Origin of the sequence: Streptomyces sp. NPDC059355 (genome assembly GCF_042752335.1) — a bacterium.
Lineage (GTDB): Bacteria > Actinomycetota > Actinomycetes > Streptomycetales > Streptomycetaceae > Streptomyces.
In genome coordinates this window covers 67,520-91,555 of record NZ_JBHYXN010000002.1, presented here as the reverse complement: position 1 = coordinate 91,555, position 24,036 = coordinate 67,520, and the positions used below count along the sequence as shown (strand labels likewise).

Here is a 24,036-nt window from a genome sequence, read left to right as displayed (position 1 = left end):
CCAATGCCCCCGCGGAACACACCGCCCACCGGATCAGCCGGCACGGCGACAGCGGACGACACCGAGTTCAGGGCCCTGCTCGACCGGCTCTCCGACAAAGCCACCGCGGACTACTACAACCCGTACACCACTTTCGACTGGCCGCCCACGATCCCCGCCGACGGGCTGTGGATGTCCCCCGAACTGCTCTCCGTCCACGGAACCGAGCTCATGGACGAACTGAGCCCCGGCCGGCTCCAGGCCCTGAGCCGGTGGGAGAGCATCAACTTCTACAGCCTCAACGTGCACGGCATCCGCGAACTGCTCATCGAGGTCACCCGGCGCATCCACCTACCCGGCTTCGAGCTCCCCTCCGAGTTCTTCCATCACTTCATCGGGGAGGAGAACGACCACATGTGGTTCTTCGCCACCTTCTGCCTCAAGTACGCCCACAAGATCTACCCTGACAAGTCGGTCAAACTGCCCGAGGCTCCGCGCGACCCGGGCATCGAGAACTTCCTGGTCTTCGCCAGGATCCTGATCTTCGAGCAGATCGTCGACCACTACAACGTCCGGCTGGCCGCCGACCGCCGGCTGCACGGGACCATCCGGCACATCAACCGGCTGCACCACCAGGACGAGTCCCGGCACATCGCCTTCGGCTGCCGCCTGGTGCAACTGCTGTGGGAGCGGCTCCTCGACAGCGGCCTGGACGAGGCGGCCCGGCTCGAACTGCGCGACTACCTCAGCCGCTACATCGCCACCAGCATGGAGTCCTTCTACAACCCGACCGTCTACCGCGACGCGGGCCTTCCGGACGGCTTCGCGCTGCGCCGGCGGCTGCTCGCCCACCCCGCCCGGCAGGCCGCCCACGCCAATGTCCTGCACAAGACCACCGACTTCCTCCACCGGATCGGGGCGTTCGATGCCCGTCACTGACCCCACGGCCACCACCGGGCCCACCTGGTCGGTCCGGGACGGACTCGCCACCCTCGACGAACCCGCCGTTCTGCTGCGGGACGCACTCGACGCGGTGTTCACCCGCTGGGGCACCGAGGCCGGAGCCCGGCAGCAGAGCTACCCGCCGCTGCTGAGGGCCGAAGACCTGCGGTCCCTCGACTACTTCCGCAACTTCCCGCACCTGGGCAGCCCGGTCACCCGGATCCGCCCCGACCGGCTGGCCGCCCTCGCCGCGGCTCCGCCCGGGGCCACCACCGCGCTGCCCGCATCCGAGCTGGCCGACGCCACCCACATGCTGCCCTCCGCGGCCTGCTACGGCTGCTTCCTGCACCTCACCGGCACCAGCGCCGACACCCCCGTACTGATCACCACCGCCGCGCAGTGCTTCCGCAACGAGGACCACCAGGACGGGTTGCGCAGACTCTGGGGGTTCACCATGCGGGAGATCGTGTGCGTCGGCTCCGCCGAAGCCGTACGGACCCACCTTCACCGACACGAGGAGCGGATCCTCGCCTTCGGCGCGGCCCTCGGCCTCCCCCTGGACCGGCAGCCCGCCACCGACCCGTTCTTCGAGAAGGACGGCGCCCGCACCGTCATGCAGTTGCTGGCCCCGGTCAAGAACGAGTACCTGCACACCGACGGCACCGCCGTCGCGTCCACCAACAACCACCGCAACTTCTTCGGCGAGCGCCGCGCCATCAGCCACGCGGGCCGCCCCGCCTTCACCGGCTGCGTCGCCTTCGGCCTGGAACGCTGGGTACACGTGCTGGGCGACGTCTTCGAAGGGGACCTGGCCGCCGCGCACCGCGCGGTGCGGCAGACGGGGGAACGCCCGTGACCCGGCTGACCGCCCGGCTCGGCCTCGAACTGCCGCTGCTCCAGGCCGGGATGGGCGCCGTCGCCGGCCCGGCCCTGTGCGCCGAGGTGTCCCGGGCCGGAGCGGGCGGGACCCTCGCGCTGTACAAGGAGGCGCCCGCGCGGGCCGCCCGGCTGGTCCGGGAGGTGGCGGCCGCCACCGGCCGCCCGTTCGGGGTGAACGTGGTCCCCGAGGTCACCGGGCCGGCCGGCTGTCTGGATCAGCTCCGGGCCGTCCTGCCCGAACTGCCCCGGGGCTGCTTCGTCGCCTCTTTCGGGCTGCCCGACACCGACGCCGTCCAGGCCGTGCGGGCAGCCGGACACCCGCTGGTGGTCCAGGTCGGCACCCTCAGGGACGCCGACACGGCTCTTGGGCAGGGCGCGGCGGTCCTGGTCCTCCAGGGCACCGAAGCCGGCGGCCACCTGCTCGGCCGACTGCCCGTGGACCTCCTGCTGGCCGCCGTCCGGGCCCGCCACCCGCACGCGGTCCTGGCCGTCGCGGGCGGGATCGCCACCGGGAAGGACCTCGCGGAAGCCGTGGTGCGCGGCGCGGACGGGGCCATGGCCGGAACCCTGTTCATCCCGGCCGCAGAATCCACCGCGCACCCGGAGTTCAAACGCCGGGTGGTCGAGGCCGTGGCCGACGACACCCTCATCACCTCCCTCTTCGACATCGGCTGGCCGAACCGCCCGCACCGCGTCCTGCGCAACCCCCTCACCAATGCCTCGGACCGCGCCCCGGCCACCTTCATGGCGACCACCCGGGTGGACGGCCGGGACCACCCGGTACCGCGCTACAGCGCGGCGGCTCCGAGCGAGGCCACCACCGGCCGCATCGAGGAGATGGCCATGTACTGCGGCCGGTCCTGCACCCGCGTCACCGCCCTGCACCCGGCCGCCGTCACCGTTGCCCGGGTCCGCCTGGAGTACGAGAGCGCGCGCCGGCCCCCGACGGACTCCCGACAGCTGCACCGGATCCAGGAGAGGTGACCATGGACGACGTGATCAAGCCCGTCGTGGACTGGCTGTGCGAACGCAACCCCACCGTCGAAGAGATCCCGGAGGACCTCGACCTGATCGAGAACCGGCTGATCGACTCCCTCGGCTTCATGGAGTTCATCCTGCTGCTGGAGGACCTGATCGGCCGGGAACTGCAGCTCGACCAGATCGACGTGAACCAGTTCCGCACCCTTCGATCCCTCACGGACCACTTCCTGAAAGGGTGAACCGCCCATGGCACAGGCCCCGCCGCCGTACGGACCCGGCCGGGTCACCTCCCTGCACCTCGCCGCGCGCGCCGGGGATCCCACCTTCCGCGTGGCAGAGGCCCGCGCGGTGACCGGCCGCGGGCTGGCGGGGGACCGCAACTACTGGGCGGGCGAGGGCCCCAGGCCCCGGCGCCGGGGCACCGGCCGGGCGTCCGGGGTCTGCGACGTCACCCTCATCGAGGCCGAGACACTGGAGGCCCTCGCCCGCCAACACGGCATCACGCTCACTCCCGCCGAGTGCCGACGCAACCTCGTCTGCCGCGAGATCCGGCTCAACCCGCTGGTGGACCAGGAGTTCCAGATCGGCGCGGTGGTCCTGCGCGGCCTCAAACTCAGCGAGCCCTGCACCCGTCTCGAACAGCTGGTCCGCCCCGGCCTGATCCGCGGCCTGCTGCACCGCGGCGGCCTGCGGGCCGAAGTGGTCCGCGGCGGGACGATCCGAGTGGGCGACCGGATCCTCCCGCTGCCGCAGGACGCGCGACAGCTCGTGCCCCCCGTTCCGTCCGACCTTCCCTGAGGGCGGCACGGATGCCCACCACGACGTGTCCGGACCCCGTCACGCCATGACTGGATGGAGGACCCCGTACGCCGATGTCCCGGCCGCAGCCGAGCCGGCGCAGGCCCGGCCGCATCCGGCCCCGACCTCTTTTGTCCACACCGGCCGCCCGGTGAACCGTGGGAGAGCCCGCAGGCCGGCGCGTACCTGGCCGGAGACGGGCCGCAAGCGTTCATGTCAATCCGCGGATCGGAACGGTTCGCCCGCGCGTCGCGCGGAATGCGGGCTGTCCGGCCCGTGGCCCAACAGGCAGGAGGAAGCATGGCGATCGAAGGCGCCGCCACTCGGCGGCAGAACGGCAAGGCACCTGAGTTCGGTGCGGACGCTCCGTCATCCAAGGCCGTGGAGAACGCGGAACGGGCGGGCGCGGAGCTCGCCGCGGCGGGGGCGGCCGTTTCCGTCCGACTGCTGGAGTGGGGCTTCGCCCTCCGACTGGACCAGGGCGCCGCCGACCGCCTCGCACGGCACGACAGCACCGGGCCCGACAGGGACCTCCCCCGCCTGGTGGAGGAGGTGCTCGCCGGCTCACTGCCCGAGGCCCTCGCCGAAGCCGTCGGTGCGGGGCTGACCGGACGCACCGGACAGATCGGGGCGGCCGCCCGGGGCGCCGGGTGCGAGCTGGTCTCGCCGTGGGCCGCGCCCACCCTCCTCGCCCCCGTGGCCCTCAACGCCCCGCCGCGCGAGACCGGCCTGTGGTTCAGCGTGTTCGAGCCGGGCGAAGGCTGGGGAGCGGACGTTCAGTTCACGGCGCGCTACGCCTCCGAAACACCGGCCCTGGCCGTCTTCCGCGATGACCTGTACTGCGTCTACCAGGGCCGGGGCGATGACCCCGACCTGTGGTGGACCGCGCACCGCGCGGACGGCAGCTGGTCCGAAGACCAGCCGTTCCCCGCCCACCACACCCTGGGCAGCCCGGCCCTGGCCGTGTTCCAGGACCGGCTGTACTGCGCGCACCGCGGCGGCTCGGGCGACTGGGGCATGGCGCTGACCTCGTACGACGGCGACGCCTGGACACCGGACCGGCCGGTCCCGGACGCGGAGAGCGTCTACGGCCCGGCGCTGGCCGTCTTCCACGACGCGCTCCACCTCGCCTACGCCGACGCCGCCCAGCGGATCATGGTCACCACCAGCCGGGACGGCCGCAGCTGGACAACCCCCGAACCCGTTCCCGGCTGCGCCACCACGAGGTCCCCGGCGCTCGCCGTGTACGACGGCGACCTGCACCTGCTGTACGGCAACCCCAAGGACGGGGCGATCCACTGGACCAGGCTGCGCGGCACCACTTGGACCTCCGAGGGCCCGCTGCCCGGCCACCGCACCCGGAGCAACATCGGCCTCGCCGTCTTCGACGGCAAGCTGATGTGCGTCCACCGGGACCCCGCCCGCCAGCAGCTGTGGTGGTCCGCCTTCGACGGCGCGGGGTGGAGTACGGACACCGCGATGCCGGGGCACAGCAGCAAGTACGGTCCGGCGCTGGCCGTGCACCGGGACCGGACCGGCACCCGCGACCAACTCCTCTGCGTCCACCGCGGCCACGCCCAGCGCTTCGTCACCGCGAGCGGAGAGGTGCTGACCGACGAGGACCCGGCGGGGCTGCACGAACTCGACGATCCGGCCTCCGCCACCGACTGAGACCGGGGCCCCGCACGGGGAACGGGGGCATTGCGGCATGCCGGGGACAACGCCGTACGAGCCCCCACGTCACCACCGGCGGCCCCCACGGCGATCAAGCCTCGCCGGTACCCGGGCTCCAGACGGCCGGTCCGCCGCCGCGCCACTCGATCAGCAGCGGATCGTCCAAGCGGATGCCGTCCGGGTCCGAGCCGGCCCGGCGCGGGAATGCGAGGAGGTCGCCGGGGCCGGTGGCGCGGCCGAGGATCCCCCTGGGCACGCGGACGCGGCGCCCGCCTTCGGCATCCGCAGGGGGAGACGACGATGCGCAGGGCAGGGGCTATTTCTCCACCGTGCCGCAGCCGGTCCCGACCCCGGTTCCGACAGCTCCGCCGGGCCCCTCGTACGGGGTTGGATGTGACGGCCGTCGCGGGTCACCAGCGATCGACGTCACCGTCACATGGGGACTGCCGGCACCAGTGCGCGCGCTGACTGACCAGAATGGGCTTCCAGGACCATGATGAGCGCTACGGTTCGCCCACCACCCCAGAGAGCGCCGTCCCGACCGGAGGCTGCCACCGATGAGTTCCCGTCCCGAGACCGCCCGCACGCTCGACCTGGAAGCCCACCCCGAAGGCGGCTGGTACGGCAGGATCTACACCTCTCCCGTCACCGTCGCGCATCCGGCCGGCCGCGGTCAGCGGCCGTCGGCCACCCTCATCCACTTCCTGCTGGCACCGGGGGAGCGGTCGCAGTGGCACACGGTGGCCAGCGACGAGGTCTGGCTCTGGCGTGACGGCGGCTCCCTCACGCTGTACGTCAGCCCGCCGGGGCCGACACCGACCACGGTCACCGAGTACCGCCTGGGACCGCACCGTTCCCCTGGCACCGAGCTGGAGGTGTGCGTGCCCGCCGGCCACTGGCAGAGCGCCCGCCCCGCCGGCGACGAAGAGGTCCTGGTGAGCTGCCTGGTGACACCCGGGTTCGACTTCGACGACTTCACACTCCTCACGCCGACGTAGGGGGGCGCAAGTCACGGGTTCCTGGGCTCTGGCCGATGCCGGGTGAGTGGGCCGGTCGGGGCTTCGCTTAGCTCTGCTTGATCGCGGAGATGTCGAATTCCAGGACGACTTTGTCGCCGACCAGGACTCCGCCGCCTTCCAGGGCAGCGTTCCAGGTCACGCCGTACTCCTTGCGGGAGATGGTCACCGATCCTTCCAGGCCGACCCGCAGGTTGCCGTACGGGTCGACTGCGTTGCCGGTGTATTCGAAGTCGATGGTGACCGGGCGGGTGGTGTCCTTGATGGTCAGGTCGCCGTTGACCCGGTATTCGGTGTCGGAGTGCGGCTCGACCGAGGTGGTGCGGAAAGTGATGTCGGGGTACTCGGGAGCGTTCAGGAAGTCGTTGGTGCGCAGGTGTTGGTCGCGTTGTTCGACGCCGGTGTCGATGCTGTCGGTCTTGATGACCACCTGGGCGGTGGACCGGGCCGGATCGGCGCCGTCCAGGTGGGCGGTGCCCTCGAACTGGTGGAACGCGCCGCGGACCTTGGTGACCATGGCGTGGCGGGCGATGAATCCGATCCTGGTGTGGGCGGGGTCGAGGACGTAGTCCCCGGTCAGCTCGGTGAGGGCGGGCGACGTGGTCAAGGCGGCTCCATAGGTCCTGGGTCCCGGCGGCGGTCCGTCGGCATCGGCTCTGGAGCCACGCTAGGGCGTGAGCGGCTCCCGCCCGGCCAGACGCACGGGGCCGACCGCGGAGTGCACCTGATCGCTGATCTCATGCCACCGGTATGCACGACACTCAGGAGGGCGCCGGCGAGCGACAACAGCATCCCGTGGCCGGCCGATCACCTGAGGCTGCCGGAATCCCTCATGACTCCGCCGGGCCAGGGAACCGGAGGGGGCGGTGGTCGCGGGTGGTGGAGGCCGCCGGCCCTGAGGCGGTCCGCGCCGCGTTTCGGGGCCCGATGGGCGCCGGTGCGGCGGCGGACCGGTGTGGCGGGGGTGGGGTCAGTCGGCGGGGTGGAGGGGGATGTCGAGGTAGGACTCGGTGCCCTTAGGGGAGGTGATGTCGACGGTGAACACCGGGGTGGTGGTGTTGTCGTAGGCGAAGAAGGGGTCGTGGGTGTCGATGACCAGCTGGAGCCGGCGTCCCTTCTGTACGGGGTAGTGGGCGGGCTGGAGGGGGAAGGTCACGGTGGTGGCCTTGCCCGCCTGCTGGGCGGTGAAGGTGTACGGGGCGTGGGTGATGATGTTGGCCCTGCCTGTGGCGGGGTTGTGTTCCAGCAGGTAGGCGACGATCGTGGCGTCCGCCTGCTGGGGCGTCACGGTCACCCGCAGTTCGATCTCGCCTCGGATGAGCGAGGCCTGCTGCAGCGGCGCGGTGGTGAAGACCGCCGCGAGGCCGCGGTCGATGTCTGCGGTCTTGTAGGAGTGGGGCAGGCCCAGGCGCTCGGACAGGCCGGTCTGGACGAGCTGGGGGGCGACGACGATGTCGGTGCCCTTGCCGGTGGCCTTGACCGAACGGGTCCAGCCGGCCTGCGGCTTGTCCCGGGCCAGCTGCCCGTCGCTCTGCCCGGCGGCTGCGTCGGCGAGGTGGAACCGCTTCTCGGGCTGGGCGAACTCGTCCAGGTGGCGTGGCGGAAGTCGGAGAGGGGCTGGAACATCGCCTCCGTGCGGACGTCGAACCGAGGAGGCTCTCCGTCACCGGCGGTGCCGCCGAGGTGGTGGTCCATCCACCGGTAGGCCATGGCGGTGGGCTTGGCGGTGAGGCCGGCCAGGCCCGGGAGTTCGGCGTTGCCGTGGTCGCCGACCTGGACGAGGAGCACCTTGGGGCTGGTGAGGTGGTTGTGGAAGTCGATGACGGAGGGCACGGAGAAGATGGTCTCGTGCCAGGTGGTGGTCAGCAGGACGGCCGTGCCGGCGTCGCTGTACTTGTCCAGGTAGGCCCGGGGTGAGCGGACCCGGGCGAAGTCCCTGACCTGGTCGTCGATGGTGTTGGCGCGGATCTTCTGGATGATCTCGCGGAACTCGGGCGAGCACCGGTCCTCGCCGAACAGCTTCACCAACGCCTCGAAGGCGGCGAGGTGGCGGGTGCCGTTCTCGTAGAGCGAGGTGAACAGGTCGGCCCAGGCGCTGGCTCCCGCGACGGCCTTGATCCGCTGGTCCTGCGCGGCCGCGAGCAGGCTCGTGCCGGCTCCGTAGGAGGCGCCGAAGAACCCGATCCGGTCCGCGTCGACCCCGTCGTGCTTGACCAGCCAGTTGATGACCTCGGTGGCGTCGGCGACATCCTGCGGTCCGGCGACGTGGATCTCGCCCGTGGACTTGGCCAGACCGCGCTGGCTGTAGGCCAGGACGACGTAGCCGCCCTGCGTCCATCGGGCGAGCATGCCGAGGTAGGCCCGGTGCCCGAGGCTGATCAGAGGGGCGGGCAGCACGACCGCGGGGCAGGCCTGCCCGGGGGCGAGGTTCTTCGGGACGCTTGGATCGCGTCCAGCTTCGCGAGGTCATCTGCGTCGAGCGTGAAGAAGGTATCCGTGGTTCCGTCTGCAGACATGGCTGTATCCGCCTTCTGTGAAAGGGATGGTGACGAGGTGCCGGACACATGCTCATCCCGCCAAGATCACCCCGGGGAGGGTTCCGCACCAGTCACTCGAATGAATGAACGACACCGGGTAAACCCCAAAGCGGACAACAGGCCAGAGGTCGACCGAGGACGGCCGCCTCCCCGGCCCCCTCAACCCTGCGTAGCGTCGTATGTGGTCTGGGTCATGTACGGCCTGTGGCCTGCCGATCGGGGAGGAATGCCATGGAGCGGTTGGAGCGTTTGCAGGGTCTGCTGTCGGGCTCGCGGAGTGATACGCGGGTGGCCCGGCCCCGGGTTCGGGGCCGGGCCGGCGAGCTTGGACGGGTTGTGGGTGTCAGCGCAGGGTGAAGGGCGCTACGTGGGTGGTGGTGTCTGCTCCGCTGATGGTGAATTCGAGGTTGTAGTTGCCGTTGGGCAGCCCCCGCGTGCTGAGGGGGAGGCTGTAGCCGGCGGACAGTGGGGTGTAGAGCATCCGCGTGCCGACGGTCCTGGTGACGGGGCCGGTGATGCGGGCGGCTGTGACGGTGATGTTGGAGCTGGAGAGGTTGTTGCCGTTCGCGTCGCAGATCCGCAGGGAGATCACGACCTGGCCGAGGAGGCGGACCGGCCGGGTGGGGTCGTAGAGCAGGCAGATCCGGTACGCGACGGTGTAGGTGACGCTCTTGGTGGACGGGTTCGTGGCGATGTCCTTGGCGTTCACGGTGAACGTGTGTGAGCCGAGGGTGGAGGTGTCGATGGCGGCCCCGTTGGGCACCGTACCGACGCAGCTCGCCAGCCCGGAGGTGGCGTCCGTGCACGAGTAGGACGCGGTGACCGCCTGGCGGTACAGGTAGGTGCCTGCGGCCGGGCGGACGATGGTGATCGCCGGCGCCACCGTGTCGAGGCGCACCGTGATCGTCTGCGGCGCGGAGGTGTTGCCCGCGTTGTCGGTCGCGGTGTACGTCAGGGTGGTCACGCCGTTCACCGTGACCGGGACGGCCGCAGTCGCGCCGGGGACGACGGTGGATGCGATGGGCTGGGCGCCGCTCGCACTGTAGGTGATCTTCTGGACCCCTGAGGCGCAAGCCCCCTCAGAAGCGCTGATGTTGACGGTCGCCGGGCTGGTGGTGTTCCAGCCTGCACCGTTCGGTGCGGGGGAGATGCTTGCGGAGACGGTCGGGGCGGTCGTGTCCGGGTCGTAGGTGAAGCGGTCGGCGGCGGTGATCGGGCTGGTGCCGTTGGCGGTGGTGACGGTGACGTCGACCGTGCCCCGCGCCTGTGGGGGCACCTGCGCGGTCAGCTCCTCCGGACCGATGACGTTCACACTGGTGGCGGCCGCGGAGCCGAACTTGACGGTGGTGCCGCTGGTGGGGAACTCCGTCCCCCGCACGGTCACGGTGTTGACGCACTGGGCGAGTTCGGGTGCGTGGTTCGGGGTGACGCTGGTGACGGTGGGCGGGGACAGCGTGACGCGGTCCATGGCGGTGCCCCAGTCGCCTCCGAAGATCCCGGTGTTGCCGGTGGCTCCGATCTGCTGGACCGTCCAGACGTCCTTGGGGTTGCTGGGGTCACGTGCGGTGCCCGAGTAGTCGCCCCAGCGGGGGGCGCCATTGCAGGCACATGTGTAGGCCTGCGTGCCCGCGGCGTAGAAGTCACCGAAGGTGGTGGACGGGAAGTTGCCGCCGGGCACTCCGATCGCGACTCCGCCTGCGAACAGGGTGGACGAGGATGCGGTGAATCCTGCGAACAGGTCGTCTTCGTCGTTGAGGGTCAGCGAGCCGTAGTAGATGTCGCCGCCCACGAGGCCGAGGTTGAGGTTGGTCGACAGGGTCTGGGTCCCGCCGGTAGCGATCTGGATGAAGCGCTGGCAGGCGTGGACCGCGGTGTCTCCGATGGGGGTGCAGCTGACGTTGAAGACGCCCCACAGGCGGTTGTTCTGCCAGGCGACCGACAGCATCCGTGCGTCGTTGGTCTCGATCGTGGCATCACCCCCCGGTGGCTGGGCCGCTGCCGGCGGCGCGTCGGCGGTTCCGATGGCGATGGTGTTCACGGCGCGGTTGACCGCACTGACCCCGGGCACGCCGGTGATCGTGGTCACGACCACGTTGGTGCCGTCGTGCTTCATCGAGAGCTGGTCGTTGATCGCCGACAGCGAGGTGGCCGGTACGGCGTCGTCCAGGGTCGTGTCCTGTGCGAACGTCGTGAAGTTGATCGTGCCACCGGCCAGCAGGTCCGCCTTGTTGACCACGACGTTCACCGCGCCGAGGAACGGCAGCGGCTCGGGCTGGTTGCGGTCGAAGTTGTTCCAGCTCAGCGTGACCTTGTCGTTGCTGTAGCCGAGCAGCGGCCGGTCCTGCAGCACGTTGGAGGTGTTGCTGCCGATGTTGTAGACGGTCCAGTGTCCGCGGGGGTCGGAGGTGTCGCTGACCGCGACGTCGTTCTCGTCTCCGCCGGCCAGGAGCCCCTCGTACGAGGCGAAGAACCGGCCGGATCCCGCGTCGTAGTGCACGCGAGGGTCACCGCCCGTGTCCGCCGCGAACCCGAAGAAGGTGCCCAGGTCGAACGTGGAGCCCACCGTGTTGCCGGCCTTGTCGTAGATCTGGCCGGCGCGGTTGACGAACTCGACGATGTACGTCGGTCCGACCGCGAGATTGGTGTCGGAGGGAGCGGTTCGCGAGGCGGCGTCGTTGTCGCCGTTCCCGAGGGTGGGGAACGTCTTCAGTCGCTCCACCACAGCCGTGGAAGGTACGGCCTTCAGCGACGTCGCGCCCTTCGGAGTCAGCTGCGCGGTGGTGACCGGCAGACTCGGCTGCCGCAACGGCCTCACGGGCGCCCGCCGCTTCGCAGGTGCGAGGAAGGGCCGCACCTGGGGCTCGGCGGTGCGTTTGGGACGGGGCAGCGCGCTCACGTCCACGCGCTGCTTCACCTCGGCCCGCGACAGCGTCCCCTCGCCCCCCGAAGGCGAGGGGACGCCGGTCGAGGCCGGGACGCCGGGTCGTGGTTCGGCGGACACCGAGGCGGCCGGCACGGCCACAGTGAGCGCCACGGTGAGAGCGAGCGCGAGCGCACGCGGCCCGCCGCGCACGGCGCGCATCACCCGTCGCTTCATTCGGAGGGACTGTCGCATCGACACGGGCTCCCCCCTTCGGTCTCGTTCGGAAGGCCGGTCCTGCCCGCGCATCGGCAGCGGGCGACAGCTGTTCTGCGATAGCTGTTGATCACGGGCGGTGTCTATCGGAACGTCCGGCCGCCCGTCACGGTCGGCGGCGCGCCCTGCCGATACTTCCCTCGCCTGGGCTACAGCCAGGCACACAGCCCCCGTTGAAGGACCGTTTCCGCTTGCGCTACGGGGTACTTCGGTGACGGACCCGGGGCGCGCGGGGCCTTGTAGTTGCCCTTCCTCGCGGCGGGACCGCGCGATCAGAAGTCGGACGGCATCGCGCGATCTCGTCCACCCCGGCCGGCTGGCCGGGGTGGACGGGCGCTGGTGCAGACCTCCGTCGGCGCCCCACCCGGGCCGGGCTCTCCACATATCCGCCCCCGGCCCGCGCCCGAGGGCGCCTCCAGGCTGAGGGGCCCGGATCCCTTGACGGCCGGGTGCCGGAGGGCCAGCCGCGCGGCGGCCGATGTGGGACGCCTCCCGTTACCGAACGGCGTGGGTCGGCAGGGCTGGTCGACTCTTTCGGATCTTGAATGACAGGAATGTTCGCCCGCCAACGCGAGCTGCGGGGGGCCCGGGTCCGGCGTGCCGGCGGGATCTTCGGCCGCAACGTGGCGATCGAGGCGGTCTGGGACGGCCACGCCGTCCACGACTGGTTCGTGAGACTGCTGGCCATCATCGAAGACCCCGCGGACGGGCACGCGCCGGCCCTCGTCCACTGGGCCATGGCTGGACGACACCATGGAGAAGACGAGAAGCCGGAAGGACGCCACCCGGCAGCGGTGACAGCCGAAAGAGCCGGCCGAGCCCTCGCGTCCCACCTCTGCGTCCCCTTCCACTTCGCGAGCCCGGACACACCGGACGATGAAGTCCCCCCGCTGGCAGCCGTGCAAGGTGCTGCTGCCGCACGACGGCGTCATGCCGGGGGCAACGCCGGACAGGCCCGCACGTCACGGGCCCTGGTGCGCGGGTGGCGGTCGGGCAGGCTAGTTTACTTGGATGAGTCTCCTTGATGATGTGGCCGAGCGTGACGGCTGGCGGTGCTGGGTGTGTGACGAACCGGTCGACCCCGACGAGTCGGTGAACGACCCGCGGGGGCCCAGTGTCGACAGCCGGACCGCAGACCGGAAGGCCAAGGTCGCGGAGCGACTCGCGCACCGCGGGTGCAATACGCGCAAGGGTGCGGTCAAGGTGGTCATCGCCTGGCCGGAGCGCCTGTATGTCGTCGAACCCGCGCCGCTGATCGCTGTTGCCGACAGGCTGGAGCGCAAGGGGGGCCGCGAGGTGGTGGGCCGTTGTCCGACCAGGAAGGACGCCCAAGAGGTGGCGGATTGGCTGGTGGACCGGTTCTCCCGACTGGTACCGGGGCTGCCGGTGACCGCCGGCATCGAGGCGGGCGGCGGCCAGTTCCTCGTCGTCCTGGCCACCGGCCGCCGCTGATCGGGGATCACCGGCACACTCGTGTCGAGAGGGTGGTCATCTGACTGTCGAACGCTGCAAGGCGCCGGCCCGTCGGTGGCCGCGCGGAACGGTGAACCGGTGCCCTCCTTCTCGATCGAGGCCCGGGCGCCCCAGGGCGCTGCCGGCGGGGCGGAGTCGGGCTGTGTGGCCTTGGTGTCCGCCTGCCGCTGGGCCGGCGCACCGGCGGACTCTGCCGGTGTGGGGGTTGCCGTGTCCGTGGGGGAGGCGTTGTGCTCCGTCACTCGAGGCCGGCGAGTCCAAGCTCATGGCGAGGCGGGCGCCTTCAGCCGGCAGTGGACCTGTACGACGCCTTCGACGGAGTGGGTGAGGCGTTCGGCCATCCCGATCAGGTGGCTGTCTCTGACCCGGCCGGTCAGAGTGGCGATGCCTTCCGTGACGGTGACCTTGACGGCTTCGTGGGAGAGGGGGAAGAGCCGGTCGACGACGGTGCGGCGGATCTCGGTGGCCAGTTCCTCGTCGCTGCGGAGGAAGACCTTGAGGAGGTCGGCGCGGCTGACGATGCCCTTGAGGCTGCCGTCGGCGTCGACGACCGGGAGGCGCTTGATGTGCCGGTCGGCCATGAGGCGGGCGGCTTGAGGCAGGGTGGCGTCGGGGCTGATCGTGACGGCCGGGGCGGTCATCATGCTCTCGGCGCGGGTGGAGCCGGCCTTGGCGGTGTCGCCGAGGCGGCGCATCTGCTCGATCAGGCCCGGGCGGTGCTCGTGGAACTCCTCCTTGGGCAGGAGATCGGCCTCGGAGACCACGCCGACCACGCGGCCTTCGCCCTCGATGACGGGCAGGGCGGTCACCTTCCACTGCTCCATCGCGGTGGCGATGTCCTTGAAGCCGGTCGAGGGAGTGACGGCGATGACCTTGGTGGTCATGACGTCGGCGACGGTGTAGGGGGTGGAGTTCATGGCGGGGTCCTCAGCGTGCGTGGGCGAGCGGGGTGCCGCTGCCGTGAGGGGCGAACAGGTCGAGGAACCGGGTGCGGGAGGGCCGCGCGGTGTACACCGCGCGGACCGTCCGGCCCCGGTCAGCGGACCAGGACCGCCTCCCCGGACTTGGGTACGACGGCCGTCCATCCCAGCTCGTCATCGATCCGGTCGCGCAGGGTTTCGGACGCTGTCTCCTCTCCGTGGACGAGGTAGGCGGTGTGCGGGGCCGGGGCGGCGCGCAGCCAGTCGATGATCTGGTCCGCGTCCGCGTGCGCGGAGAAGTGCGGGACGTCGGCCACCTCGGCGCGTACGGGGACGTACTCGCCGAACATCTTCAGCGTGCGGGCGCCGTCGGCGAGGTCGCGCGAGCGGGTGCCTGTGGCGGCGAAGCCGACGATGACCACGGCGTTTCGGGGGTCGGGCAGGATCCGGTGGAGGTGGTGCAGGACGCGGCCGCCGGTGGCCATGCCGGCGGAGGAGACGATGATCGCCGGGCCGGTGGCCTTGTTGATGTCGATCGACTCCTGGACGGTCCGGGCGGCCAGGAAGGGCTCCGGGCTGATCGCAGCCTCGCCCTGGGCGAGGATCTCGGGGCGCAGCTCGGGCGAGTGGGCCCGTACGGCGTCGCGGTAGACGTCCAGTGCGGCCAAGGCCATGGGGCTGTCGACGTAGACGGGTACGTGGCGGGGCAGGGTGCCGTCGCTTCGCAGGGCGGCCAGCTCGTGCAGGACGACCTCGGTGCGGTCGATCGCGAAGGCCGGGATGACGACGGTCCCGCCCCGGGACAGTGTGCGGGTGATCACCGAGGCGAATTCGCGCCGTGCGCTCTCGTGGTCGTGGCGGCGGTTGCCGTACGTCGACTCCATCAGCAGGACGTCGGCGCCGGAGAACGGCTCGGGCGGCAGGAGGAGCGGGTGTCCGGGGCGGCCGAGGTCACCGCTGACGGCGAGGGTGTGTCCGTCCTCCAGGGTCAGGTGAGCCCAGGCGGAGCCGAGGATGTGACCGCCGTGGTGCAGCATCAGCTTCGTGCCGGCCATGATCTCGATCTCGCTGCCCACCGGTACCGGGTCGAAGTACTTGACCGTGTGGTCGACGTCATCGTCGTCGTAGAGCGGCCTGGCGGGCCGGTGCTTGGACCAGCCGCGCTGGTTGGCGTGCTCAGCCGCCTCCATCTGCAGGCGGGCGCTGTCGCGGAGCACGATCTCGGCGAGACGGGCGGTGGTGGCGCTGGTCAGGATCGGCCCGCGGAATCCGTGCCGGACCAGTCGCGGCAGGTACCCGCAGTGGTCCAGGTGGGCGTGGGTCACGACGACGGCATGGATGTCCGAGGCGTCGCAGGGCAGCTTGTCCCAGTTGCGGCGGCGCAGGTCCGCGACACCCTGGAAGAGTCCGCAGTCGACGAGGATCCGGGCGTGGTCGCTCTCGACCAGGAACTTGCTGCCGGTGACCGTCCGCACTCCGCCGAGGAACCTCAGCAAGGCCGGGCGTGCGGAAGCGGGGGACAGGGCTGACTGGGACATGGCAGCAGCCCTCCTTTCGGAACGGATGCCGGTCTCCACCCTGGCACCGGAACGCCCTGACCGCGGGGGACCGACCGGTCCCGGGTAGGGGCCGACCGGCCCAAGCGGGACGGAGGGGCATGGGCACAGCCTGGCGGTGACCCCTCCCGCACAGCACACAGAGAGAAGGCCGCGCCATGAAGGCACTCGTCTTCCACGGGCCCGGACAGACCTCCTGGCAGGACGTCCCGGACCCCTCCGTCAAGGACGCCGCCGACGCGATCGTCCGGGTCGACGCCGTCACGATCTGCGGCACCGACCTGCACATCATCAAGGGTGACGTCCCGGAAGTGACACCCGGGCGGATCCTCGGTCACGAGGCTGTCGGCACCGTCGTCGAGACCGGCGGCGACGTCCGCAGCGTCCGCCCCGGCGACCGTGTTCTGATCTCCTGCATCTCCGCCTGCGGCCGCTGCCGCTTCTGCCGCGAGGGGCACTACGGCCAGTGCCGCGGAGGCGGCGGCTGGGTCCTGGGCCACATCATCGACGGCACCCAGGCCGAATACGTACGGGTCCCCTTCGCGGACCTCTCCGTCCACCCGCTGCCCAGCGCCTTGGCCGGCCACGACGCCGTACTGCTCGCCGACATCTTCCCGACCTCCTACGAGGTCGGCGTGCTCAACGGCAACGTGCGCCCGGGTGACACGGTCGTCGTGGTCGGTGCCGGCCCCATCGGCCTGGCCGCCATCGCCACAGCGCGGCTCTACAGCCCCGGGCGGATCATCGCCGTCGACCTCACCGCGTCCCGGCTCGCTGCCGCGCGTGACCTCGGCGCCGATGCCACCGCGAGCGCCGACGAGGAGCCCGAGCGGCTGGTGGAGGACCTCACCGACGGGCTCGGCGCGGACGTGGTCATCGAGGCCGTCGGTGTGCCTGAAGCTTTCGAAATGTGCACCCGCATGGTCCGCCCCGGCGGCCGGGTCGCCAACATCGGCGTCCACGGGAAGCCTGCCGTCCTCCACCTCGAAGACCTGTGGATCAAGGACGTCACCATCACCACCGGCCTCGTCGACACCCACTCCACCCCCATGCTGCTGCGCATGATGGCAGCCGGCCGCCTGCCCGGGGCCGCGATGGTCACCCACCGCTTCGAGCTGGACCAGATGGAAGAGGCCTACGACGTCTTCTCCCGCGCAGGAGAAACCGGCGCCCTCAAAGTCGTGCTCGGCGGACCGCAGCACGACACGATCGCCGTACCGCCCCAGGAGCAGTGAGCGCCGTGAAGAGCACGCCGAGCACCCACCCGCAGCAGTCCGGCGAGATGACCGGACGCACCGACCTGGGCCGCCGCCTGGCGGCCCGCCGCGAAGCCCTCGGCCTGAGCCGCGAAGAACTGGGCCGGCGGTGCGGCGCCGACGGCACGTACATCGCCTACCTGGAGGAGCACGCCGCCAGTCCTGCCATCGGCACCCTCGTACGGGTGGCCGACGCCCTCGGTCTCACCGTCGGCGACCTGACCGGCGCCAGCGCCCACCGCGTCGCCGGCCGATCCACCGCCCGGCGTGACAGTGCGCTCGTACCGCTGGACGAGAGCGAATGCCGGCGGCTGCTGAACACGCACGGCGTGGGCCGCATCGCCATCTTCACTCCCGAAGGCCCCGCCGTCCTCCCCGTCAACTACCTGATCGCAGGACCCGACATCACCTTCCGCACCTCCGCGGACGCCGTCACTGCCAGAGCCGCCGGAACCGAGGTCGCGTTCGAGATCGACAACATCGACGACGTGACCGCCGGCGGTTGGAGCGTGCTGGCGGTGGGTGAACTGGGAGCCGTCACAGACCCGGACGAGATTCACCACCTCAACACCACGGCCCGCTCCCAGCCCTGGGCCGGCGGCCCGCGCAGCCACTGGATGAAGATCATCCCTGCTCGCATCACCGGCCGTCGCGTGGTGCACGACCCATGAACGACCTGCGCGCGCACGGCGCCCACCCGGTCCTCCCCGACCTCGGCGGGCCACTCGCCGCACTCGAGGACAGCCGCCAACCATGACCGCGCCTTGGCGCTGGGAGTACCACCGCTACGACCCCAAAACCGAGCGGCTGGTCGAGTCCCTGTGCACCCTGGGCAACGGCCGCTTCGCTACCCGCGGTTCAGCTCCGGAGAGCGTCGCCGACGACATCCACTACCCGGGCACCTACCTCGCCGGCTGCTACGACCGGCTCACCTCCACCATCGGCGGACGAACGGTCTCCAACGAGGACATGGTCCGGCTGCCGGACTGGACCGCCCTGCGGTACCGCTGCCTGCCCGACGGCGCACCGCCCGGCGACTGGCTCACGCCCGACCACCCGGCCCTGCGCCACAGCCGCGTATCGCTGGACCTGTGCGCCGGAACGCTCACCCGCCGCATGCTCTTCCACGACGCCGAGGGCCGCCGCCTGGGCGTCACCCACACTCGCATGGTCCACATGGGCGACCCGAACCTGGCCGCGCAGAACACGGTGTTCAGAGCGTACGGCTGGCGCGGCAGGATCGAGATCGAGTCCGTACTCGACGGCGACGTCACGAACGCGGGAGTCGACCGCTACCGCGCCCTGGCCGGGCTGCACCTCGTCGAGCACCGGGTCGGAGTGGAGGCGGAGGGCACCGCCTGGCTGTCCTGCTCTACGGCCACCTCCCGGGTACGGATCGGGCTGGCGGTCCGGACATCAGCGCATCCTCTGGCACCGGTGGGTCGGACATGCACAGCCACCACCGCCACTCAGACATTCGTCCTGCCGATCAGGCGGGCCGCTCCGGTCGTCGTCGTGAAGACCGCCGCCCTGTGCACCTCGCTCGACCGCCCCTCGGCCGATCCCCTGCGGCGGAGCATCGACTGCGCCATACACGCCCGGGACTTCCCCTCACTGCTGGCCTCGCACCGCGCATCCTGGCAACGCCTCTGGAGCGATGGAGAGTTGAAGGTGCCCGGAGAGACGGGCAAGGTTCTGCGGCTGCACGCCTTCCATGTGCTGCAGACCCTCTCGCCGCACACCGCCGAGCTCGATGCCGGCGTCCCCGCCCGCGGCCTTCACGGCGAGGCGTACCGGGGCCACGTCTTCTGGGACGAGCTGTTCGTCCTGCCCTACCTCGCCCTCCACCTCCCCGAGACCGCACGCGCCCTGTTGATGTACCGGCACCGACGCCTCCCCGCAGCCCGGGAGGCCGCCCGCCGGGCCGGGGCAAAGGGCGCCATGTTCCCCTGGCAGAGCGGCAGTTCGGGCGCCGAGGAGACACAGCGGCTGCACCTCAACCCGCGCTCCGGCCGCTGGCTGCCGGACCGCTCCCACCTCCAGCACCACGTGGGGTCGGCGATCGCCTGGAACGTGTGGCGGTACGGGCAGGCCACCGGCGATGCCGGATTCATGCACGGCCCCGGCGCCGAACTCCTCCTGCACACAGCCCGCTTCTGGGCGGACACGGCGATCTGGGACACCGGCCTCGGCCGCTACCGGATCCGCGGCGTCGTCGGCCCGGACGAGTACCACGACGCCTACCCGGACGCCGCCGTTCCCGGCATCGACGACAACGCCTACACCAACGTCACCGCCGCGTGGGTACTGGCCCGCGCCCTCGACCTGTTCAGGGAACTCCCCGCCGCCCGACGCGCAGAGCTCCTCACGCAACTCGGCATCGGCCCCGACGGCCTCACCGTCTGGGAGGACGTCTCCCGCCGCCTGTACGTGCCGTTCCATCGCGACGTGATCAGCCAGTTCCACGGCTACGGGGACCTCGCCGAGCTCGACTGGGACGGCTACCGCGCCCGCTACCACGACATCCGCCGCCTGGACCGCATCCTGGAAGCCGAAGGCGACACCCCCAACCGCTACCAGGCGTCCAAGCAGGCCGACACCCTCATGCTCGGCTACCTCTTCCGCCCGAAGGAACTCGAACAACTGTTCCTTGGGCTCGGGTACCGCTTTGACGGTGACCTCTGGCGCAGGACGGTGGACTACTACCTGCGGCGCACCTGTCACGGCTCCACGCTCAGCAGCCTCGTCCACGGCTGGGTCCTCGCCCGGGAACAGGGCCCGGACGCTTGGCGCTACTGCCAGGAAGCCCTGCTCGGTGACATCACGGACGTCCAGGGCGGCACCACCGGTGAAGGGATCCACCTCGGTGCCATGGGCGGCACCCTCGACCTCCTCGAGCGCGGCATCGTCGGACTCGAGCCCCACGGCGACGGCCTGCACGTCGACCCGGTGCCCCTCTGCGAAGTGCCCGGTTCCTCGTTCTCGATCTCCTACCTGGGGCACCGGGACATCCGCATCCGGTTCCGCCCCGGCCGGCTCGGCATCAGCGTCCCCTCGTCGGTCCTGGGCCCGGTGCCCGTGGTCCTGCCCGGCGACCGACAGGAACGCATTTCCGCAGGGCAGGAGCGGTGGTTCCGCCTCCCCAAGGGCTGACGCGGCTCCCACCCCCTGCTCGCGTGGCGTGGCGATCGCGATGCGCACACTGTGGATGTATCAGCCGTCGGAAGGATGAACGGAATGGACAGGCAGCAAGAGGCTCCGCGGATCGTGGTGGGCGTCGACGGATCGCCCTCGTCCCAGGCTGCGCTGCGCTGGGCGGTCCGGTACGCAAGGCTGGTGAGCGGGCGAGTAGAGGCGGTCGCAGCGTGGGACCTGCCCGGTGCCGCATCGTGGTCGGCGCCGGCGGTGGACACCACATTCGACGAGGAGGAAGCCGAGCGCCGACTGGTCGAGGAGGTCCGCACGGTCCTCGGCGAGGACGGCGCCGCGTCCGTACACCAGCGCTTGGTGCGCGGCAATCCGGTCGATGTCCTGGTCGATGCGGCAGAGGATGCGGACATGCTGGTCGTGGGCAGCCGCGGTCGAGGCGGCTTCAGCCGAGCCCTCCTCGGTTCGGTGAGCCATCAGACGGCGCTCCACGCGCCGTGTCCGATCACCATCGTCCGGGCGGACGTACCCGAGGAACGTTGATGGGCGCTTTGAATCCGGCATAACCTCACGCAATGGTGCAGAGCAAGGCAAGCGACGTCGACGGCTACCTGAATGAGGTCCCCGAGGAACGCAGGGTGGCGCTGACCAGGGTGCGGCAGCTGTGCCGTGAAGAGCTGGTCGGATTCGACGAGGTCATGGCTTACGGGATGCCCGCATACGAGCGCGACGGCGCCTGTGAGATCGCGTTTGCCAGCCAGAAGCAGTACATCTCCTTCTACCTCATGCGCAGTGACGTTCGTGAAGCGTTCGAGGAACGGCTGGCCGAGCAGGACAGGGGCAAGGGCTGCCTGCGGTTCCGCAGGTCGGAGAGCATCGACTTCGACCTGTTGCGAGACCTCCTCAAGGCCACGGCGGTCCTGCCCGGCAAGATCTGCTGACCCTTCCGCGTCCTCGCGGCGGCCATCGACGTAGTGGCACAGGGTGGACGAGGCGTTCCCGCTCACGGTCCTGGGCAGGCCTCGGCACTGCGGTCCCTCTGGCCCGCCGCGTGATCGTGGAACCCGGACGCCATCCCGGCGCCGCCACGCCTTCCTCGTCCGCGCCGGCACCGACTCGATCTCCGTAGCCCCGGACGGCTTCGCCGCTGTCAAGCAGCACGTCGCCGCCGCCGGGAGCCGCTGCGGGGAGGACCGAATGGTCCCCGTAGGGATCCGTCCGGCCCAAGCGGAACAGCCGTCGGCCGCGTGACAGTGGCATCAGACCCGCACGACGGAATCAAGGAGCACCCGCCATGATCACCAAGCGAGTCCTGGTCGCCTACGGCACCAAGCACGGCGCCACCGCAGGCATTGCCGAGCAGATCGGCAAGACCCTCCGCGAGGACGGTCTCGATGCCGTCGTGCTGCCCGCCGACGATGTCCACGACGTCCGCGCCTACGACGCCGTCGTCCTCGGCGGCTCCCTCTACGCCGGTCACTGGAGCAGCAAGGCCAAGCATTGCGCAGAACGCAACGCCGAATCCCTTCGGCACCGCCCGGTGTGGATGTTCAGCAGCGGCCCGCTCGACCGCTCGGCCGAGGAACACGACATTCCGCCGGTCTCCGCGGTCGCCCGGGAGATGCAGCTGGTCGGCGCCCGCGAGCACATGACCTTCGGCGGCAGCATCACGGCCCACACCCCCGGCTTCCTCGCCAAGGCACTGACCCGCCAGGGCAAGGGCGGAGACTTCCGCAACCCGGAGCGGATCCAGAACTGGGCCCACCACATCAGCGCCGAGCTCGTCGCCGCCTGAAGGGACGGCCCGGCTCGGTATGGAGCAGCACGGAGGCGTGCGATGCACCACTGGACGAAGGGGGCGGGGGGCAACCCGCTCAGGCGGCATGCCGACCGCGCCCGGACCCGTATGCATGCCGCCTTCGCGCTGACCTGCCTGCTGGCAGTGGTCGCCGGCTTCTTCCTCGCGCGGGCCGCCTGGACGGACGGCCACCGCACCGCCGAGGAGGTCGCGCGACACCGGCACAGCGTGACGGCCACCACGGTCAGCGAGACCACCTACCGAGCGGGAGACCAGCCGAGCAGTCGGCCGGTCACCGTGGCGACCGCCACCTGGCGCTACCCCTCACAGCGCGCGCACACGGAAACCATCCCCGTTCCGGCAGGAACCGGGAACGGTGACACGATCCACGTGTGGGTCGACGGAAACGGCCGCGCGGCCGCCGCCCCACCCAGCCAGGCCGACATCGTGCTGAACGCGGTGGGCATCGGTACCGCAGCGCTGGCCGGGATCGTGCTCGTCGGCGGCGCCCTGGTCGCCGTGCGGCTCCGTATCGTGGACGCGCGCAGCGCACGGGCCTGGGAATCCGAGTGGGCGGGCGTCGAGCCCCTCTGGTCCGGCCGCCTGCGCCCCGGCCAGGGAGCCGGCGATGACTGAGACCGCCGCTGCCCCGTACCTCACACCGGACACCGCGCCGGATCCCCTGGAACCCCTTCCTCTGCTCCGCCGCGAGCTGCACACCGGCCCCCTGGGCCTGTCGAGCCGGGAGGCGGCACGCCGGCTCGCCGTCCACGGCCCGAACGAGGTCCGCCGCACCGCCCGGACGAGCGTCCTGAGGGAGCTGCTCCGGCAACCGGTCCACCCGCCGGCCCGCTACCTCCCCTCACAGGCCCAGGTCATCCGCTACGGACAGGCACAGCACGTCCCGGCCCGGGACCCGGTCCCCGGAGACCTCGTCACCCTCGACGAAGGTGGCCGGATACCCTCCGACGCCCGCCTGACCGAGGGAGGAATCGAGGCCGACCTCTCCATGCTGACGGGCGAGTCCACCCCGGTCGAGCGTCCCGCCGGCCCGGGACCGGAAAGCCTTTCCCTGCTCCAGGAGCCCTTCCTCGTCTTCAGCGGCGCCACCGCCACCGAGGGCCGGGCGCAGACGATCGTCTTCGCCACCGGGGACCACACCGGGCTCGGCCGGATCGCGGTCCCCAGCCAGCGCACCCGCCGTGAGCCGAGCCCACTGGAGCAGCAGGTCAAGAAGGTCGCCTGGCTGATCGCATCGGTCGCGGTCGGCATGGGCGCCGTCTTCCTCGTGACCGGGGTGGCGGTCGGCCTGCCGCTGACCGACTCGCTGTGTGAGAGCGACGGCAGGCTGCACGGTGACCCGACCGAGATCGCACTGGTGGCTGCTCGCGGGCATCGCTTTCGAGCTCGTCTTCACCGCGGCGCTCGTGTACGCGCCGCCGCTCCAGAACCTCTTCGGCACCGCCGCCCTCCCGCTGGACGTCGTCCTCCTCATCGCGGTCTTCCCGCCGCTGGTCCGGGCAAGCGACGAGGCCCGACGCTGGGCCCGACGCCGACACCACCGCTACTCCTGATCCGACCGGAGGCACACCATGTCGCACACGAGCGAATGGAATACCCACCTCTACCTCTTCGAGGAAGAGCACACGACCAAGGTCCGCGTCGAACTCGACACCGGCACCACCCGTCTCACGGGCCACGGCACCGCGCGCTGCAACCCGACGGACAAGGACGTGCCCGAGATCGGCGACGAACTCGCGGCCGCCCGGGCACTGGAGAACCTGGCGGAACAACTCAAGCGCACCGCCTACGGAGACATGGCAGCAGCCGGGGCCGCACCGCGGCAGGCCCCCCTCACGGCCTACGACCTCGGGTGAGCGGGCATGTGCGGGTACTCGGACCGGACCGATCGCCGATCACCGCCGGGTGGCCGGCTCGTACCAC

General features: G+C 71.0%; 23 protein-coding genes and 2 pseudogenes. 18 read left to right on the top strand and 7 right to left on the bottom strand.

Translation table 11 applies throughout. From position 1 onward, the window contains the following. The first annotated feature begins 3 nt into the window (after positions 1–3). The 6 genes from ACFXGI_RS02445 to ACFXGI_RS02420 all read left to right on the top strand — a co-directional run bounded on the left by ACFXGI_RS02445 (position 4) and on the right by ACFXGI_RS02420 (position 5,250). A complete protein-coding gene (locus ACFXGI_RS02445) occupies positions 4–918 on the top strand; it encodes a diiron oxygenase (RefSeq protein WP_384702093.1) in 915 nt (304 codons plus the stop codon). Further along, positions 905–1,777, top strand: a complete 873-nt coding sequence (locus ACFXGI_RS02440) for a hypothetical protein (protein ID WP_384702090.1) — start codon at positions 905–907, stop codon at positions 1,775–1,777. Before ACFXGI_RS02445 ends, ACFXGI_RS02440 begins: the two co-directional genes overlap by 14 nt. Further along, positions 1,774–2,784, top strand: a complete 1,011-nt coding sequence (locus ACFXGI_RS02435) for an NAD(P)H-dependent flavin oxidoreductase (RefSeq protein ID WP_384702087.1) — start codon at positions 1,774–1,776, stop codon at positions 2,782–2,784. Before ACFXGI_RS02440 ends, ACFXGI_RS02435 begins: the two co-directional genes overlap by 4 nt. A gap of 2 nt (positions 2,785–2,786) precedes the next feature. Next, positions 2,787–3,020 (top strand): acyl carrier protein, encoded by a 234-nt coding sequence (locus tag ACFXGI_RS02430; RefSeq protein ID WP_384702084.1) that lies wholly within the window; start codon positions 2,787–2,789, stop codon positions 3,018–3,020. Between the two features lie 7 nt (positions 3,021–3,027). After that, complete coding sequence (locus ACFXGI_RS02425) at positions 3,028–3,579, top strand: MOSC domain-containing protein (RefSeq protein ID WP_384702081.1); 552 nt, start codon at positions 3,028–3,030, stop codon at positions 3,577–3,579. A 300-nt stretch (positions 3,580–3,879) separates the two neighbouring features. Further along, positions 3,880–5,250 (top strand): hypothetical protein, encoded by a 1,371-nt coding sequence (locus ACFXGI_RS02420; protein ID WP_384702078.1) that lies wholly within the window; start codon positions 3,880–3,882, stop codon positions 5,248–5,250. 94 nt (positions 5,251–5,344) lie between these two features. Here the strand turns inward: ACFXGI_RS02420 and ACFXGI_RS02415 are convergent, their stop codons facing one another. After that, positions 5,345–5,509 carry a hypothetical protein gene (locus tag ACFXGI_RS02415; RefSeq protein ID WP_384702074.1) on the bottom strand — a complete coding sequence of 55 codons (165 nt, stop codon included), beginning with the start codon at positions 5,507–5,509 and terminating at the stop codon, positions 5,345–5,347. A 301-nt stretch (positions 5,510–5,810) separates the two neighbouring features. Here ACFXGI_RS02415 and ACFXGI_RS02410 point away from each other — a divergent pair, with 301 nt between their 5' ends. After that, positions 5,811–6,251 carry a cupin domain-containing protein gene (locus ACFXGI_RS02410; RefSeq protein WP_384702071.1) on the top strand — a complete coding sequence of 147 codons (441 nt, stop codon included), beginning with the start codon at positions 5,811–5,813 and terminating at the stop codon, positions 6,249–6,251. Positions 6,252–6,318: 67 nt separating this feature from the next. Here ACFXGI_RS02410 and ACFXGI_RS02405 read toward each other — a convergent pair whose 3' ends face one another. From ACFXGI_RS02405 to ACFXGI_RS02390, 4 genes and pseudogenes are all read right to left on the bottom strand, one after another. Then, the gene (locus ACFXGI_RS02405; protein WP_384702068.1) at positions 6,319–6,876 is read right to left on the bottom strand and encodes a YceI family protein; all 558 of its coding nucleotides are present in this window, start codon (positions 6,874–6,876) and stop codon (positions 6,319–6,321) included. Between the two features lie 363 nt (positions 6,877–7,239). Then, on the bottom strand, positions 7,240–7,644 hold the full coding sequence (locus tag ACFXGI_RS02400) for a CocE/NonD family hydrolase C-terminal non-catalytic domain-containing protein (protein ID WP_384702681.1): 405 nt from the start codon (positions 7,642–7,644) through the stop codon (positions 7,240–7,242). Continuing rightward, positions 7,560–8,678: pseudogene (locus tag ACFXGI_RS02395) on the bottom strand (alpha/beta fold hydrolase); the annotation flags it as partial. The gene ACFXGI_RS02400 and the pseudogene ACFXGI_RS02395, both read right to left, overlap by 85 nt. 471 nt (positions 8,679–9,149) lie before the next feature. Continuing rightward, positions 9,150–11,903, bottom strand: a complete 2,754-nt coding sequence (locus ACFXGI_RS02390; protein WP_384702065.1) for an IPT/TIG domain-containing protein — start codon at positions 11,901–11,903, stop codon at positions 9,150–9,152. Positions 11,904–12,953: 1,050 nt separating this feature from the next. On the opposite strand from ACFXGI_RS02390, the gene ACFXGI_RS02385 reads away from it, so the two are divergent. Continuing rightward, positions 12,954–13,394 (top strand): hypothetical protein, encoded by a 441-nt coding sequence (locus tag ACFXGI_RS02385; protein WP_384702062.1) that lies wholly within the window; start codon positions 12,954–12,956, stop codon positions 13,392–13,394. A 284-nt stretch (positions 13,395–13,678) separates the two neighbouring features. On the opposite strand, the gene ACFXGI_RS02380 is transcribed toward ACFXGI_RS02385, so the two are convergent. Together ACFXGI_RS02380 and ACFXGI_RS02375 are read right to left on the bottom strand one after the other, a co-directional pair. Continuing rightward, on the bottom strand, positions 13,679–14,332 hold the full coding sequence (locus ACFXGI_RS02380) for a CBS domain-containing protein (RefSeq protein WP_384702059.1): 654 nt from the start codon (positions 14,330–14,332) through the stop codon (positions 13,679–13,681). A 119-nt stretch (positions 14,333–14,451) separates the two neighbouring features. Further along, positions 14,452–15,873 carry an MBL fold metallo-hydrolase RNA specificity domain-containing protein gene (locus ACFXGI_RS02375; RefSeq protein WP_384702056.1) on the bottom strand — a complete coding sequence of 474 codons (1,422 nt, stop codon included), beginning with the start codon at positions 15,871–15,873 and terminating at the stop codon, positions 14,452–14,454. 176 nt (positions 15,874–16,049) lie between these two features. Between ACFXGI_RS02375 and ACFXGI_RS02370 the strand changes: the two genes are divergently transcribed. From ACFXGI_RS02370 to ACFXGI_RS02325, 10 genes and pseudogenes are all read left to right on the top strand, one after another. Next, positions 16,050–17,126 carry a zinc-dependent alcohol dehydrogenase family protein gene (locus ACFXGI_RS02370; RefSeq protein WP_384702052.1) on the top strand — a complete coding sequence of 359 codons (1,077 nt, stop codon included), beginning with the start codon at positions 16,050–16,052 and terminating at the stop codon, positions 17,124–17,126. Between the two features lie 5 nt (positions 17,127–17,131). Next, entirely contained in the window at positions 17,132–17,818 is a 687-nt protein-coding gene (locus tag ACFXGI_RS02365) for a helix-turn-helix domain-containing protein (RefSeq protein ID WP_384702049.1), read from the top strand. Positions 17,819–17,900: 82 nt separating this feature from the next. After that, positions 17,901–20,300 (top strand): glycoside hydrolase family 65 protein, encoded by a 2,400-nt coding sequence (locus ACFXGI_RS02360; protein ID WP_384702046.1) that lies wholly within the window; start codon positions 17,901–17,903, stop codon positions 20,298–20,300. An 84-nt stretch (positions 20,301–20,384) separates the two neighbouring features. Next, positions 20,385–20,837, top strand: a complete 453-nt coding sequence (locus tag ACFXGI_RS02355; protein WP_384702043.1) for a universal stress protein — start codon at positions 20,385–20,387, stop codon at positions 20,835–20,837. 32 nt (positions 20,838–20,869) lie between these two features. Next, positions 20,870–21,235 carry an iron chaperone gene (locus tag ACFXGI_RS02350; RefSeq protein ID WP_384702040.1) on the top strand — a complete coding sequence of 122 codons (366 nt, stop codon included), beginning with the start codon at positions 20,870–20,872 and terminating at the stop codon, positions 21,233–21,235. 353 nt (positions 21,236–21,588) lie between these two features. Further along, a complete protein-coding gene (locus ACFXGI_RS02345) occupies positions 21,589–22,089 on the top strand; it encodes a flavodoxin domain-containing protein (protein WP_384702038.1) in 501 nt (166 codons plus the stop codon). Positions 22,090–22,131: 42 nt separating this feature from the next. Then, entirely contained in the window at positions 22,132–22,728 is a 597-nt protein-coding gene (locus tag ACFXGI_RS02340) for a hypothetical protein (protein WP_384702036.1), read from the top strand. Next, positions 22,721–23,362 (top strand): annotated as a pseudogene (locus tag ACFXGI_RS02335) (cation-transporting P-type ATPase); the annotation flags it as partial. The gene ACFXGI_RS02340 and the pseudogene ACFXGI_RS02335, both read left to right, overlap by 8 nt. 85 nt (positions 23,363–23,447) lie before the next feature. Beyond that, positions 23,448–23,666 (top strand): cation transporting ATPase C-terminal domain-containing protein, encoded by a 219-nt coding sequence (locus ACFXGI_RS02330; RefSeq protein ID WP_384702033.1) that lies wholly within the window; start codon positions 23,448–23,450, stop codon positions 23,664–23,666. Positions 23,667–23,684: 18 nt separating this feature from the next. Next, the gene (locus ACFXGI_RS02325) at positions 23,685–23,969 is read left to right on the top strand and encodes a DUF1876 domain-containing protein (protein ID WP_384702030.1); all 285 of its coding nucleotides are present in this window, start codon (positions 23,685–23,687) and stop codon (positions 23,967–23,969) included. Positions 23,970–24,036 lie beyond the last annotated feature (67 nt).

Excerpts from the sequence above, each read along its gene's own strand:
- ACFXGI_RS02385 (WP_384702062.1), top strand. The coding sequence starts at position 12,954 with ATGAGTCTCCTTGATGATGTGGCCGAGCGTGACGGCTGGCGGTGCTGG.
- ACFXGI_RS02390 (WP_384702065.1), bottom strand. The coding sequence starts at position 11,903 with ATGAAGCGACGGGTGATGCGCGCCGTGCGCGGCGGGCCGCGTGCGCTC.
- ACFXGI_RS02430 (WP_384702084.1), top strand. The coding sequence starts at position 2,787 with ATGGACGACGTGATCAAGCCCGTCGTGGACTGGCTGTGCGAACGCAAC.
- ACFXGI_RS02355 (WP_384702043.1), top strand. The coding sequence starts at position 20,385 with ATGGACAGGCAGCAAGAGGCTCCGCGGATCGTGGTGGGCGTCGACGGA.
- ACFXGI_RS02445 (WP_384702093.1), top strand. The coding sequence starts at position 4 with ATGCCCCCGCGGAACACACCGCCCACCGGATCAGCCGGCACGGCGACA.
- ACFXGI_RS02410 (WP_384702071.1), top strand. The coding sequence starts at position 5,811 with ATGAGTTCCCGTCCCGAGACCGCCCGCACGCTCGACCTGGAAGCCCAC.
- ACFXGI_RS02345 (WP_384702038.1), top strand. The coding sequence starts at position 21,589 with ATGATCACCAAGCGAGTCCTGGTCGCCTACGGCACCAAGCACGGCGCC.
- ACFXGI_RS02350 (WP_384702040.1), top strand. The coding sequence starts at position 20,870 with ATGGTGCAGAGCAAGGCAAGCGACGTCGACGGCTACCTGAATGAGGTC.
- ACFXGI_RS02440 (WP_384702090.1), top strand. The coding sequence starts at position 905 with ATGCCCGTCACTGACCCCACGGCCACCACCGGGCCCACCTGGTCGGTC.
- ACFXGI_RS02340 (WP_384702036.1), top strand. The coding sequence starts at position 22,132 with ATGCACCACTGGACGAAGGGGGCGGGGGGCAACCCGCTCAGGCGGCAT.
- ACFXGI_RS02375 (WP_384702056.1), bottom strand. The coding sequence starts at position 15,873 with ATGTCCCAGTCAGCCCTGTCCCCCGCTTCCGCACGCCCGGCCTTGCTG.
- ACFXGI_RS02360 (WP_384702046.1), top strand. The coding sequence starts at position 17,901 with ATGACCGCGCCTTGGCGCTGGGAGTACCACCGCTACGACCCCAAAACC.
- ACFXGI_RS02325 (WP_384702030.1), top strand. The coding sequence starts at position 23,685 with ATGTCGCACACGAGCGAATGGAATACCCACCTCTACCTCTTCGAGGAA.
- ACFXGI_RS02420 (WP_384702078.1), top strand. The coding sequence starts at position 3,880 with ATGGCGATCGAAGGCGCCGCCACTCGGCGGCAGAACGGCAAGGCACCT.
- ACFXGI_RS02425 (WP_384702081.1), top strand. The coding sequence starts at position 3,028 with ATGGCACAGGCCCCGCCGCCGTACGGACCCGGCCGGGTCACCTCCCTG.
- ACFXGI_RS02380 (WP_384702059.1), bottom strand. The coding sequence starts at position 14,332 with ATGAACTCCACCCCCTACACCGTCGCCGACGTCATGACCACCAAGGTC.
- ACFXGI_RS02370 (WP_384702052.1), top strand. The coding sequence starts at position 16,050 with ATGAAGGCACTCGTCTTCCACGGGCCCGGACAGACCTCCTGGCAGGAC.